This window comes from Kribbella sp. NBC_00709 (genome assembly GCF_036226565.1).
Lineage (GTDB): Bacteria > Actinomycetota > Actinomycetes > Propionibacteriales > Kribbellaceae > Kribbella.
The window spans coordinates 719,392-733,837 of sequence record NZ_CP108996.1; the positions used below are offsets into that span (position 1 = coordinate 719,392).

Here is a 14,446-nt window from a genome sequence, read left to right on the forward strand (position 1 = left end):
TCTCCCCGCGTCCGGTCGCTCCGCCGACGAGATTGTGATGGCCTGGAGATTCACCGTCGGGTGCGGGCCAGGGCGACGAGGGTGCCGCCGAGGGCTGCGAGGAGGACGCCGAGGGTGAGGACGATCGCGGGCGGGCCGCCGGTCGGTGGGAGGTCGGCGCGGTCGAGGGTGCGGACGTCCTCGGTGGGTTGGGCGCCGACGGTGAACTTGACCGGGGCGGCGACCGAGTCGCCGATCTGGTACGTCGCCTTCGCGGTGCCCGTGAATGCGGCCACCGGTTTGAGCGTGACCGTGCCGTCGCCGGCGACCGACCAGGTGCCCGCGCCGTCGGTGACGCTCTTCGCGCAGGTGCCGGTGGGCGTGCGAAGGCAGACCGAGCTCGGCTTGATCGCGCCGCTGTCGTTGAGCAGCGGGTTCACCGCGACCGGGTTGCCCGGCGTACCGGTCGCCGCGTCCGGCGCTGCCTTGATCAGCAACGGTCCGGCGACGGTCACCTCGAGCAACGCGGTGTCGGACGTACCGTTCGCGTCGGTCACGCGGTAGGCCATCGATCGCGTCGTACCCACGAAGTTCTCGGCCGGGGTGTACGTGATCGCGCCGTCCGCGCCGACGGCGTACGCGCCCTCGTGCGGGACGGTCACGGCCTTCTTCTCCTTGCCGTCCGCCGGGTCACGCAGTACGACGGAGTCTGGTCGGAGCGGGGCGGACGGGTCGCCGGGTTTGTCGTTGCCGAGGACGTTGACCACTACCGCTTTGCCGAACGCGGTCTCGGCGTTGTCGTCGACGACCACCGGTCGCACCGGCAGGACTGTGACCGTGATGGTGGCGCGGGCCGAGTTCTGGTTCGTGTCCTTCACGTCGTACGCCGCCGGTCGCGCGGTGCCCGTGTACGTGGCCACCGGACTGAACGTGACCTTGCCGCCGGCAACGACGTACGTGCCCTGTCCGGCCACGCTCACCTGGTCGACCAGCGCACCACCCGGCCCGACCAGGAGCAACGAGTCGGGATCGAGCGTCGCACCCGGTCCTGGCTTGTCGTTCGCGAGCGGATCGACCGTGACCGCGACATGCTGCTTGGTCCGCGCGACGTCCGGAAGGGCCACCGGACGAGCCTGCACCGTGACCGTCAACGTGCCGTCGCCGATCGTTCCGTTGCCATCGACAACCTGGTAACCGACCGGCACCACGACACCGGCGAACCCGTCCATCGGCGCGAACCGGATCGCACGGGAGGGTTGCACTGTGAAAGTCCCCTCCCCCGGCACAGCCAGCGTCGTGACTGGGTCGCCGGTCGCCGGATCGACCAGCCGTACGCCGGTCAACGGGGCACTGGCATCACCAGGCTTGTCGTTCGCGAGTACGTCGACTGTCACCGGAGCCTCGTACGGCGTCGTCGCCGTGTCGTCCGCGATCACCGGCGTCACCGGCGCGACCGTGACCGTCACGGACGCGCTCGCCTTGTTCCCAGTGGTGTCGGTGACCTGATACGCGACCGACACGACACCGCGGTACGCCGGCTCGGGATCGAACGCGATCTTCCCGTCAGCCACCGTGAACACGCCCTGCCCCGGGATCGCCACCTTCCGGCTCCACGCGCCGCCGTACACCTGCACGCTCGCCTTGTTGAGTTGCGCGCCCGTCCCCGGCTCGTCGTTCGCGAGCGGATCGACGGTGATCGTCACGTTCTGCTTGGTTGTCGCGGCATCCGCCACTGCCGTCGGCCCCTTGCCGACGGTCAGCAATAGGAGACCTTCCGCGGTCGTCCCGTTGCCGTCGGCAATCCGGTACGTCGCCGGCGTCGTCACACCCTGGAACCCCTTCGCCGGCGTGAACGTGATCGTCCCGTCTACACCGGCGCGGTAGCTTCCCTCTCCGGCCCGCGTCATGGTCTTGCCGTAGTGGCCGGCCGGATCCTTCAGCACCAGACTCGACGGAACGAGTGGCGCCGACGGATCACCCGCCTTGTCGTTCGCCAGCACGTTCACCGTGATCGCGTGGCCGAACGGCGTGATCGCCGAGTCGCCGACCGCCACCGGCCGGACCGGTATCACCGTCATGCTCAGCGTGGTCGCTGCGTAGTTGCCGTCCGAGTCCGCGACCCGGTAATGGATCGCGAGCGCCTTGCCATTGAACGCCGGCAGCGGATCGAACTCGATCGCACCGCTCGGCTGCACGGTGTACGTCCCCTGCTCGGCGACCGTCACCTTCTTGACGTACCCGGTCCGGTCGAGCAACCCCACCGAACCCCGGTCGAGCGTCGCGTCCGTGCCCGGCACATCGTTCGACAGCACGTTCACCGTCACGGTCACGTTCTGCAGCGTGGACGCGCTGTCGGCGGCAGCTAGCGGCGGCTGACCGACGGTGACCTGCAGACGAGCAGCCGCAGCTGTCCCATTGCTGTCGGCAACCTTGTACGTCAGCGGGGTACCCGGACCGCGGAACGTGGCGCCCGGATCGAACCGGACCACTCCCCCGCCCGCTGTGTAAACACCCTCGTTCGGGATCGTCACCGTTGCCTTCGGCAAGCCATCGGTCGGGTCGACAAGTTGCAGACTGCCCGGCACCAGCGGCGCCGACGGGTCGCCCGCCTTGTCGTTCGCCAGCACCTTGACCGTGACGGTCCTGCCGTACGCCGTCCGCGCCGCGTCGTCGGCTGCGACCGGGGTGATCGGGTCGATCGTGACCGTGATCGTCGACCGTGCGGTCTGACCGAACCAGTCGGAGATCCGGTACGTGACCTTGGTCGCCGTACCGGTGAATCCTGGCAGCGGGTCGACGGCGACCGTGCCGTCCGGGTTGACCTGATAGTCGGCCTGCCCCGGAATCTTGACCAGCTTCTTCAGCGAACCGTCGGCGGGATCCACGAGGGTGAGGCTGAGCGGGTCGAGCCCGGAACCAGGGCCGGCCGTGTCGTTGCTCAACGGCTTCACCTGCAGTGGGAGGTTCTGCTTGCCGGTCGCGGTGTCGGGCGTGGCGGTCGGCGCGGGCGGCTTGGCCACCGTGACGGTCAGCGTTGCCGTGGTCGCCGTACCGTTCACGTCCGAGACGCGGTAGGCGACCGGCGTCGCGACGCCGGTGAACTTGGGCATCGGATCGACCACGACCTTGCCCTCCGGCGTCGCCGTGTACGTCGCCTGGCCGGCGATCACGACCGTGGCCTTCGGTTCCTTCGTCATCGGGTCGATCAGCCGCACGCTGCTCGGCACCAGCGGCACAGATGGGTCACCCGCATCGTCGTTCGCCAGCACCGGAACGGTCGCGTTCGTGTCGTACGCCGTACTCGCGGTGTCGTCGGAAGCATCCGGCCGGACCTTCGTCACCCGCACGGTCAGCGTCGACTTCCCGACCGCGTCGTTGCTGTCGGCAACCTGATACGGGATCGCGGTCGCCGTGCCGCTGAACGTCGGCAGCGGTTCGAACAGCACCCCGCCGTCCGGTTTGACCGTGTACTTGCCCTGGCCGGTGACCACCAGGGTCGTCAACGGATCCCCGTCGGACAGCGCCAGCAACCGCACGCTGCTCGGGTCGAGCGCCGCACCGGTCGGGCCGGGCTTGTCGTTGTCGAGGACCGCGACGATGACCGATCGGCCCTGCAACGTGGTGATCGTGTCCGGGTTGGCCACCGGCGGGCCGGGCGCGTCGACGGAGACGGTCAGCTCGGCGCGCGCCGCCGTACCGTTCTTGTCGAGCACCTGGTAGGTCAGCGGCTTGCCGACGCCGGTGAACCCGTGGACCGGCTGGAAGGCCACCTCCCCGGCCGAGATGAGGTAAGTGCCCTGCTGGGCGATCGTCACTTTGTCGACGAGCTGCCTGCTGACCGGGTCGACGAGTCGCAGCGTCGTCGGCACAAGTGGTGCGTCCGGCGAGCCCGGCAGATCGTTGTCGAGCACGGGTACGACGACGTCGGTGTCGAATGCGGTCGAGACCGAGTCGCCGTTGGCCGTCGGCGTCACCGGCGTGACGGTCGCCGCCAGCGTCGACTCGGCGGTCTGGCGGGTGGTGTCGGTGACCCGGTAGCCGATCGACGTGCCGACGCCGGTGAACTGCGGCTGCGGTACGAAGTCCACGCCACCATCCGGCTTCACGACATATTCACCCTCGCCGGCGATCACGACCTTCTTCTTGAAGGTCGCGTCGGCCGGATCGCGGAGTACGACGGAACCGGGGTCGAGCTGGACACCCGCGGCGGGGTGGTCGTTGGCCAACGGTTTGATGGACACGCTGACGTTCTGCGGAGTGGTCGCGGTGTCGGGCGCGGCGACCGGGCGGTCCGGAAGCGATACCGTGACGGTCAGCTTCGCGGTGGCCGTGATGCCGTTGCTGTCGGCAACGCGGTATGTGACCGGCTTGGCCGGACCGACGAACCCAGGCACCGGCTCGACCCGGATCGTGCCGTCGGGCTTGGCCACGTACTTCGCCTGGCCGACCACGTTCACCATCTCGACGCACTTGCCGCCATCCGTCAGGCAAAGGGTCGCCGGGGCCAGCGGCGCGGATGGGTCACCCGGCTTGTCGTTGGCGAGCACCGGGACGACGACCGCGGTGTTGAACGCAGTCGTGGCGGTGTCGTCGGTCAGGACCGGCGGAGGCGGCGGTGTGATCGCGAACGGGTAGTCCTCGACCTCACCCGAGTCGGCCGCGCCGGTCGGCTTCTCGACCTGCGCATCGTTGTAGCCGACGCGCACCCGCGCGTACGACGCTCCGGCCTTCGGGGCGAGCTCGGACCATCGCAGGGTGACGGTCGTCTGCTTGGCGGCGAAGGCACTGCAGGCCCGCTCCGCAGCGTCGAAGGTGCCGTTGCCGTTGAGATCGATCCACGCGCACGCTCGGCCCGCCTTCGACGCACCGGCGAGCTGCAGATCGGCCGAGTACGTCGTCTGGTTGGTGCGGAGCGGTTTGAAGACGACACCGTCGTCGGCCTGATCCGGTGTCGCCGGGCCTGTGGTGCCGTTCGCGACGGCCGCGTTGTCCTCGGTGACATCCTTCCCGAGTTGTACGTCGCTGAGAACCGACCAGGCCGCGCCGTACGACGCCGGCGCGTCACCGAAATCCTCGGGCGTGGACGCGACGATCGAGAACGCGTCGCCGGAGGAGGCGTTGTTCAGGGCCGGGAGCTTTGGGTGTTTGGTGAACAATGCAGCAACGTCGAAGGTGAGCTTGGTGACGACGCCGTTCACCCGGACCGATCCACACGCGGCGGTCGCGGAGGTGTCGAGCCCGGACGGAGACTTGGTGTTCACACAGTTCGGGCCGGCGTCGTGGTTGGCGGCGGTGATCGTGTCGCTGGTGACGGCGAGGTTGTTGCCTTGACCAAGCTTCGTCAGGCTGAGACCCGCGGTGGTCAGCTTGAGGATCGAGTGCAGCTCGGACTGGGCGATCGGCTTGCCGCTCACGGTCCGGGTGACCGAGCCGCCGATGCCGCCGAGGTGCAGGACCGGGTTGCGCACGGGTTGCGAGAACGCGATCGTCAGCGTGCCGCGATCGCCGCAGCCGCCGGTGGACGCACAGTCGCCGGTGTTCACGACGACGTCCTGCGCGGGGACGTCCGTGCCGATCGCGGGCTGGTAGGTGGTCGGGCCGATGCCGCGGAAGCCCGCGGTGGTCGGATCGCCGAGCTCGGTCCGGCCGCTCGCGGTGATCGTCTGGCGCAACCCCGACCCCGGCATGACCGTGGTCGCCGAGTCGGTGAACGGGGTGGCCGGCACCTGATAGGCGTCCGCGGTAACAGTGCCCAGGCTCAACAGGCCGGTGGCAAGAAGAATGGCCCCCGGTCGGGTAGCCCGCATGTGTCCCGCCCTCCCGAGCATTCAGGGTGCTGAAGTGCATCGGCCGCGGGCGGGCGGACCTGCGTAGACGTAACGGTCTGCGCCGACCCAATGTTACGGGAGAATCACTCTCCGAGTTCGTAGATCAGGACCTTGCCGATGCTGTGTCGGCGTACCGCGAGCCGGTCGAGTGCGGGCGAGATCGGTCCGTTGCGCGTATCGGCATACAGCCAGCGGACGCCGTACTCGTCGCGCATCCGTCGCAGTACTTCGGCGGTCGGTGCGGTCAGGGCCTGGTTGGTGAGGGCGACGCGGTCCGGCCAGGGCGACGGCTGCTCGGTATAGCGGCGGCCTCCGTCGCCTTGCTTGGCCATCGCCTGGTTCGTGTACGCCCAGCCCTCGATCAGCGTGCGGCGGCCGGCGATCCCGCTGACGAGATAGCCGCGCGCATCGCAGCCTGGCGCCGTCGTGCCGGCCGGACGGCACCAGGTGTTGGTGGCGACTACATCATTCGGCGCGGAGTTCTGTCCGAGCCACAGCGCTGCCTCGGCCTCGTCCGGGTAGACCCACCATCGCGCGGCCCGATAGGTCGGCGCCTTCTCGGTGTCACCCCGTACGGCGCTCTGCAGGAACGAGCTGATCGGTGCCGTCGACAACAGCACGAGTACGACGAACATGCCGCCGCCGGCCTGCCGGAAGAACAACCGCCACGCGGAAAGCAGTACGAGCGTGATGCCGAGGACCACGAGCAACATCCGCGTGCTCAACCACAACTGCCGACCGGTAGAGGCGGCCGGCACACCACGCGCCCAGACGAGCAGACCCGCATAGACGATCGAGAGCGCGAAGGCGGCGATCGCTATCGGGATCGGCCGGCGGGCCGCGCGTGCACTGGTCGCCGCGAACCAGCCGGCGCCGGCCAGGCTGAACGGTGCCGCGGTGTAGACGAAGTACGACTCGCTCACGGACGGATGATCGATCAGCAGGTACCCGGCCCAGCCCGCGATCATCGCACCGAGCAGGAACCACGCGACCGGATCCTTCCGGCCGACGACTCCGAACCCTGCCCAGGACATCGCCTGCAGTGTGAGCAGCAGACCGAGCAGCAGGCTGAGCGTGCCGATCACATGTCCGTGCGCGAGCGCCGGGAGGATCAGGCCGCCGTCACCTGGTTGCGTGGTGTCGCGGGTCGCCGCGGTGTAGACGGGCAGCGACTTCAGGACGGCGAGGAACTGCAGCCGCGATCCACTGGTGCTTCCGGCAACCGTCAGGAAGGTCAGTGCACCAGTGAGGAGCAGTACGGCCGTCGTACCGATCAGTCGCCACGGCAGCCGCCGCGTCGTCACTAGTAGGTACAGCGCGGCCAGGCCGACTGTTGCGACCAGCAAGGGCAGCACGGTGGGCTTCGACCCGCCGCCGACGACTGCGACCGGCACGGTGATCAGCCACAGCCACCTGGTGCCGCCCTTGAACAGCAGCTCGATCAGGAACACCGCGACCGCGACACCGGCGACCATCCCGAACGTCTGCGACGGACTCAGCAGACTGACCGGCGGCGCCAGATTCACACTCGTGTCGATCAACAGGAACAACTGCGGCGCGGCCAGCGCGAGGGCCGCGAGTACGCCGGTCCACCACGTGCGGCTGACGGTCCGCGCCAGCGTCGCGCACACGAGCAGCGAAACGATCAGCCACGGCAGGATCCATAGCCGGAACAGCACGACCGTCGGGGTCAACCGCGTGACATCCGCGGCCGCGGCCATGTCGGCGTTCGCGAACCAGTGGTACTCGAGCCGCTCCCCCACCACCTGCGGGATCTCTGGCGGCAGCGTCCGGGTCAGCTCGTTCACCATCGACAGGTGGTAGAGCAGGTCCGGGTAGTACGCCTCGCCGTTCGGCGGCATCGGGTGGTACGCCATCACCCCGAACGTGGCCGCGCCGACCATCACCGCCGCCGAGACGGCCAGACCCCAGGTCCACGCTGTGGGCAACGGCTTCGGATCGGCGATGCGCCAGTGTCTGCGGCCGAAGAGGGCGAAGCCGATCAGGACCAGCGCCGGCCACACGATCAGCCAGCGTTGCCAGCCGAGCGCGGTGAAGATCGCCCAGCCGATCAGCTGCCAGGTCGCGCCGACGACCGAGCCGAGTCCGAGATCCTCGGCCCAGTTACCGGTACTGCGCCAGGCCGCGCGAAGCAGCAGCGTGCCAGGAAGCGCGATCGCCAACGCGAAGTACGCCGTGTACTTGACGATCGGGCCCGGTCCGACATCGCCGAGCGAAATGAACCCGCCGGCCGCCACCAGGATCGGCAGCAGCCATGGAAGCGACCGCCTCATGTGTCAGAGGGGGCCCTGTGATGGAGCGGTTCCTGGTGGCCGTGGTCGCCGAGGCTGTCGTAGCCGACGAGGAACTGCGGCCGGCGCTGACTCGACTGGAACAGGCGCGCGACGTACTCACCGAGCAGCCCGAGGCACAGCAACTGGATCGCGCCGATCACGCTGACCGCGAGGACGGTCGACGTCCAGCCGGGAATGCTCCGGCCGGTCAGCTTGATCACCAACGCACCGACGACGAACAACCCGGACATCACACCACCGAGCAGCCCCAGCCAGGTCGCCAGCCGCAACGGCGCGGCGGAGAACGCAGTCACGCTGTCGAACGCGAGCCGCAGCATCTTCGAGAAGTTGTACTTCGTCGTGCCGGCAGCCCGCTCCGCCCGGACGTACCGCACCTCGGCGCTCGGGAAGCCGAGCCACGGGATCACCAGACGGAAGACCCGCCCGTCGTCCGGCAGCGCGTTCACCGCGTCCACCACGCGCCGCGTCACCAACCGGAAGTCGGCGGCGTCGAACGGGATGTCCTTGCCGACCAGGCGGCACATCAAGCGGTAGTACAGCCGGGCGCTGGTGCGCTTCGCCCAGGAGTCGCTCGAGCGGTCGGAGCGTACGCCGTACACGACGTCGACGTCCTGCTCGTCGACCGCTTGGAGGAACTCGGCGATGACCTCCGGCGGATCCTGGAGGTCGGCGTCGATCGTGACGACGTACTGACCGCGGGCGCGACGGAAGCCGGCCGACTGGGCCGCCTGATGACCGCTGTTGCGGAGCAGCCGGACCACGCGGAGCTGCGGCCAGTCCTCGGCGGCCGCGAGCAGCAGCGCCGCGGTCTTGTCCCGGCTCCCGTCGTCGACGACGAGCAACTCGTAGGTGATCCCCAAACCGTCGAGCAACGGGTGCATCCGCTCGAAGAAGATCGGCAGCACCTCCTCCTCGTCGTACATCGGTACGACGACAGAGAGCTCGGGATGGTCCCGCATCGGGTCACCTTTCGGTATGAGGTGGCTGACCTTACTAGCGTCGGCTCAGGGAGAAATTGCCACCGCGCCGGTGCGGCGTGGGTCGCCGACGGCGAGGAGGCCGTCGACCGGGTCCCAGAACGCGGCCGCGACGCCGCCGAAGTACATCGAGTGCGGCGGCATCGGGCGGGTGGGGAGCGCGGTCGAGCCGGAGACCGGGAGGTCGTCCTCGTAGTCGACGACGACGTCCTCGCGGACGCGGACGTGCAGCCGCGGGTGCTCGACGGCTTCGCGGAGCGACAGGCCGCCGTGGGTGTAGAGGGCGTAGACCTGGGCGAGCGCGGTCGGGATCCGGTCCGAACCGGGCGAGCTGATCGCGAGCATCGCGCCGTCGCTCTCGCGGCGGGCGACGCTCGGGGCCATGTTCGAGGTGAGGCGGGTGCCCGGGGCAAGGCTGTGCGGACCGCCGTGCAGGAGCTCCTGCTCGCCGAGGGCGTTGTTCAGCCAGATGCCGGTGCCCGGGGTGAGTACGCCGGAGCCGTAGCCGGACGAGACCGTGATCGCGCAGGCGTCGCCTTCGTCATCGACGACCGAAACCGTTGCGGTGCTCGGTGAGGTCAGCGCGCGCAGGTCGCCGGCCGCGGCCAGGTCGAGCAGCCTCTGACCTTCGAGTCGCCGTACGTCCTCTTCGTCGAGCTCGGCGAGTCGTCGGCCGAGCACGGCGTACTGCACGTCGACGAGTCGCTCCAGCTCGGACTGGCGCCAGCTGCCGTCGGCCGGTACGCCGTCGAGCAGCGCGAGCATCGCCGCGGCGGCAACTCCCCCGACAGCCGGTGGCGGATTGGTGGCCAGGCGCCAGCCGTTCTGCTTCACGACCAGTGCTGGGCGTACGACGGCCTCGTACGCGGCGAGGTCCTCGGCGGTGAGGATGCCGTCGTTCGCGGCCATGTCGCGGATCAGGAGCTGGGCGAGCTTGCCGGTGTACATCGTCTCGGCGCCCTCGCGGGCGATCAGCTCCAGGGCTTCGGCGAGCTCGGGGATCACGACCGTGCTGCCGGCCTTGATCACCTCGCCGTCCTCGTCGTGGACGACGCCGTGGCTGGGCTGATGCCAGCCGAAGATGATCTCGTGGGTGAAGCCCAGGTAGTACCCCGAGGTCCGGCTGAGCGGGAAGCCGTCCCGGGCGACGTCGATCGCGGGCTGCACGACCTGGCCCCACGGAGCCTTGCCGGCGCGCCGGTGCGCGAGGTCGAGGGCCTTCATCCCGCCGGGGGTGGCGACCGAGCCGTGGCCGACGGTGGTCGTCGTCCCGCCGCCGTAGTCGGTGGTGATGTCCCAGACGCCCTGACCGAACCGTTCACTCGACAGACCACGGCCGGGCATCTCCACCCAGCCGTCGATGGTGATCGCGTCGCCACCCGCGACCTGCAGCGTGACGAACCCGCCGGAGGCCGGCGAGACCACGCCGATCTCGTTCACCATCGTGACCAAGGTGGCGGCGATCGCGGCGTCCACCGCGTTGCCGCCTTCCTCGGCCACCCGCACGCCGGCCTCGGCGGCCGCCTCGTTGGGCGCGGCGACCGCCACCCGCGGGTGACGGCCGCTCATCGCGCCTGCCCGGTCATGGAACTAGCCGACCCGTTGGACGGCGTCGAAGCGGTCGACGGTCACCTGGACCGCGGCCTGGCGGGCGTCGGCGACCTCGTTCTCCTTCAGGGTCCGGTCCGGCGCCCGGAACCGCAGCGCGAACGCGAGCGACTTCTTGCCCTCGCCGATCTGCTCGCCGGTGTACACGTCGAACAACCGGACCGCCTCCAGCAGCTCGCCCGCGCCCTCGACCAGCGCAGCCTGCACGTCCGCCGCCGACACCTCGGCCGGGACGATCAGCGCCACGTCCTCCTTGGCCACCGGGTACGACGAGAAGGGGTGCGCCGTGATCGACTCCGGCCCCGCCGCGATCAACGCTCCGAGGTCGAGCTCGACCGCACTCGAGCGGGTCGGCAGACCGAACGCCTGGCAGACCTTCGGGTGCAGCTCACCCGCATGCCCGACGACCTTGCCCTCGACGGAGAACTCGGCGCACCGCCCCGGGTGCCACGGCGCGAGCTCCACGTTCGTGACGACCGGCTCGACACCGACCGCCGACGCGATCAGCCGCGCGATCTGCACCGCGTCGGCCCAACCGGCCGGACGGCCCTTCCCCCACCACCCGGTCGGGGTCAGCGAGCCGGTCAGCACCACTCCGACGTGCAGCGGCTGGTCCGGGAGGGCGTCGTACAGCGACTGGATCTCGGCGTCGCTCGGCCGGTGCGCGACCGACGGGAGCGGCGCGGGCTTCGTCTCCGCCTTCGGGAGGAAGACGAGGCCGGTCTGGAAGATCGCCAGGTCGGTCGCACCGCGGCCGACGTTGCGCTCGGCGGTCCGGAGCAGGGTCGCGAGCAGGGTCGTCTGCATCGACGGCTCTTCATCTGAGATCGGGTTGACCAGCTTCACCGTCGTACGTCGTACGTCGTCGGCCGGGAGGCCCATCGCGTCGAAGTCGGCCGCGCCCGTGAACGGGTACGACACGACCTCGGTCAGCCCAGCGCCGACGAGCGCGGTCGCGACCCGGCGACGGCGCTTCTGCGACACCGTCAGGCCCTGCCCACCCGGCGCTGCAGGCAAGATCGACGGCACGTTGTCGAACCCGAACAGCCGAATGACTTCCTCGGCGAAGTCGTTGGGGTCCCGAAGATCCGGCCGCCACGACGGCGGAGTCACCGTCAGCAGATCATCGCCCTGCACGTTGGCCGCACCAACAGTTGTGGTGCCGACCTCCGCAAGCACCGGAGCGTGTACGCCGGCAGCCAACGGAGCGGCAGTCGCGTCCGCCGCGGCGGACGCGACCGTGCAGCCCACCGACTCCAGATGACGAACAGTCTCCTCGAGGGTGATCAGGGCGCCGGCGACACGAGCTGCGTGGTCGGCGCGGAGGTTGACCGGCTCCGGCAGGGGGTGGGTGTCGACGACGGTTTCGTCGGGGAGGATCGTGCCGCCCGCGTACTCGGCCAGCAGGTCGGCGACGCGTTGCGCGGCGTACCTCGGCAGGCGCGGGTCGACCTCGCGCTCGAACCGGCGCGATGCCTCCGACGACAGCTTGTGGCGGCGCGACGCCCGCGCGATCACGATCGGGTGGAAGTGCGCGGCCTCGATCACCACGTCCGTGGTCGCGTCGGAGATCTCCGTCGACGCGCCACCCATCACCCCGGCGACACCGATCGCGCCGGAGTCGTCGGTAATCAGCAGGTCCTCGGCATCCAGCTCCCGGGTCTGGTCGTCGAGCGTCATCAGCTTCTCGCCGGCATTCGCCCGCCGGACGACGATCTCGCCGGACAGCCGCGCCTTGTCGTAGGTGTGGATCGGCTGACCGAGCTCGAGCATCACGTAGTTCGCGACGTCGACCCCGATCGAGATCGGCCGCATCCCGGACGCGAGCAGCCGCTTCTGCATCCACCGCGGCGACAACGCCTTCGCGTCGATCCCGGTCACCGTCCGCGTGACGAACACGCTGCAGGCCTCCGGATCGTCGACCCGCACCGGGTAACCGCCCGACCCCGACCCGTCCAGAGCCAGGTCCGCAGGGTCGGTCAGGGCAACGCCGTACGCCGTCGCGGCCTCGCGTGCGACCCCGCGGATCGACAGGCAGTACCCACGATCCGGCGTCACCGCGATGTCGAGCACGTCGTCGCGCAGCGCCAGCAGCTCGATCGCGTCGTCGCCCGGCGTGGCCTCACCCGGCTCCAGGACGACGATGCCGTGCGTACCGTCGTCGCCCAGACCAAGCTCCGCGCTCGAGCAGATCATCCCGTTGGAGACATGCCCGTACGTCTTCCGCGCCGAGATCGCGAACCCGCCGGGCAGGACCGCGCCGGGCAGCACGACGACGACCAGATCGCCGACCGCGAAGTTGTGCGCGCCGCAGACGACCCACTGCGGCTCGTCCTTGCCGATGTCGAGCGAGCACCAGCGGATCGTCTTGCCGTTCTTCTGCGGCTCGTCCTCGAACGTCAGCACCTTGCCGACCACGAGCGGGCCGGTCAGGTCGGACTCCTCGACGGTCTCGACCTCGAGGCCGGCCCGGATCAGCTGCTCCGCGACGTCGCGGCCGGTGACCCCGGCCGGGAGGTCGACGTACTCACGAAGCCATGACAGTGGGACCCGCATCAGATCTCCATCCCGAACTGGCGGCTGAACCGCACGTCACCCTCGACCATGTCCCGCATGTCCTCGACCCCGTTGCGGAACATCAGCGTCCGCTCCAGACCCATGCCGAACGCGAAGCCGGAGTACCGATCGGTGTCGATGCCGTTGGCCTGCAGGACCCGCGGGTTGACCACGCCGCAGCCGCCCCACTCGATCCAGCCCTCGCTGCCACACGTGCGGCACGGACGGTCCGGGTTGCCCACGGACGCACCGCGGCAGACGAAGCATTTCAGGTCGACCTCGGCCGACGGCTCGGTGAAGGGGAAGAAGTTCGGCCGCAGCCGCGCCTCGAGGCCCTCGCCGAACATCGAGACGACGAAGTGGTCGAGCGTGCCCTTGAGGTGCGCGAGCGTGATGCCTTCGTCCACGACCAGGCCCTCGACCTGGTAGAAGACCGGCGTGTGCGTCGCGTCCAGCTCGTCGGTGCGGAACACGCGGCCCGGGCAGATCACGTAGATCGGCGGCTTGCGGGTCAGCATCGACCGCGCCTGCACCGGCGACGTGTGCGTGCGCAGCACCTTGCCGGTGCCGGCCGGCTCGACGAAGAACGTGTCCTGCATCTGTCGTGCCGGGTGGTCGGGCTGGAAGTTCAGCGCGTCGAAGTTGAGCCACTCGGCCTCGACCTCGGGCCCCTCCGCAACGTCCCAGCCGAGCGCGGTGAAGACGTCCGCGACCTGCTCGGAGATCAGCGACAGCGGATGCCGCGCGCCGAGCTCGGGGGTGTGCCACGGCAGCGTCACGTCGACGCGCTCGGTGGCCAGCAGCTGCTCCTCGTGCGCAGCCTCGAGGACGGCCAGCCGGGACGCGAAGCCCTCGTTGATCGCCTTCCGGGCCGCACCGATCCGCTGGCCGGCCTCCTTACGGGCCTGCGGCGGCAGCGCGCCGATCTCCCGGTTGGCCAGCACGATCGGCGACTTGTCGCCGAGATAGGTGGACTTGGCCTCCTGCAGGGCGGCCAGGTCGGCCGCCTCGGTGAACGCCGTCAGTGCCTCGTCGCGGGTCCGCTCCACCTCTTCGGCATGCAGCGGCGTCACTTCGACCGGGTCGTAATCAGTGTTGGGACCGGACATGGCTCGCTCTCAATTCGGAACTTCTGCGAATTGCAGTCTAGAAACCCGAACCCCAAGAGCGTGAATCGGCTGTC

6 protein-coding genes are annotated in these 14,446 nt (G+C 69.6%); all 6 read right to left on the minus strand.

Annotated elements, in window-relative coordinates; genetic code table 11:
• Positions 1-50: 50 nt before the first annotated feature.
• Entirely contained in the window at positions 51-5,786 is a 5,736-nt protein-coding gene (locus tag OHA18_RS03385; RefSeq protein WP_329002092.1) for an Ig-like domain-containing protein, read from the minus strand.
• Positions 5,787-5,890: 104 nt separating this feature from the next.
• The gene (locus OHA18_RS03390; protein WP_329002093.1) at positions 5,891-8,101 is read right to left on the minus strand and encodes a hypothetical protein; all 2,211 of its coding nucleotides are present in this window, start codon (positions 8,099-8,101) and stop codon (positions 5,891-5,893) included.
• Positions 8,098-9,081: a glycosyltransferase family 2 protein gene (locus OHA18_RS03395; protein WP_329002094.1), complete on the minus strand. Its 984-nt coding sequence runs from the start codon at positions 9,079-9,081 to the stop codon at positions 8,098-8,100. Before OHA18_RS03395 ends, OHA18_RS03390 begins: the two co-directional genes overlap by 4 nt.
• 45 nt (positions 9,082-9,126) lie before the next feature.
• Positions 9,127-10,668 (minus strand): gamma-glutamyltransferase, encoded by a 1,542-nt coding sequence (locus OHA18_RS03400; protein ID WP_329002095.1) that lies wholly within the window; start codon positions 10,666-10,668, stop codon positions 9,127-9,129.
• A 21-nt stretch (positions 10,669-10,689) separates the two neighbouring features.
• Complete coding sequence (locus tag OHA18_RS03405; protein ID WP_329002096.1) at positions 10,690-13,263, minus strand: phenylalanine--tRNA ligase subunit beta; 2,574 nt, start codon at positions 13,261-13,263, stop codon at positions 10,690-10,692.
• Positions 13,263-14,372, minus strand: a complete 1,110-nt coding sequence (pheS, locus tag OHA18_RS03410; RefSeq protein WP_329002097.1) for a phenylalanine--tRNA ligase subunit alpha — start codon at positions 14,370-14,372, stop codon at positions 13,263-13,265. The genes OHA18_RS03405 and pheS overlap by 1 nt, the downstream gene beginning before the upstream one ends.
• Positions 14,373-14,446: the final 74 nt, after the last annotated feature.

Excerpts from the sequence above, each read along its gene's own strand:
- OHA18_RS03405 (WP_329002096.1), bottom strand. The coding sequence starts at position 13,263 with ATGCGGGTCCCACTGTCATGGCTTCGTGAGTACGTCGACCTCCCGGCC.
- OHA18_RS03400 (WP_329002095.1), bottom strand. The coding sequence starts at position 10,668 with ATGAGCGGCCGTCACCCGCGGGTGGCGGTCGCCGCGCCCAACGAGGCG.
- OHA18_RS03385 (WP_329002092.1), bottom strand. The coding sequence starts at position 5,786 with ATGCGGGCTACCCGACCGGGGGCCATTCTTCTTGCCACCGGCCTGTTG.
- OHA18_RS03395 (WP_329002094.1), bottom strand. The coding sequence starts at position 9,081 with ATGCGGGACCATCCCGAGCTCTCTGTCGTCGTACCGATGTACGACGAG.
- OHA18_RS03390 (WP_329002093.1), bottom strand. The coding sequence starts at position 8,101 with ATGAGGCGGTCGCTTCCATGGCTGCTGCCGATCCTGGTGGCGGCCGGC.
- pheS (WP_329002097.1), bottom strand. The coding sequence starts at position 14,372 with ATGTCCGGTCCCAACACTGATTACGACCCGGTCGAAGTGACGCCGCTG.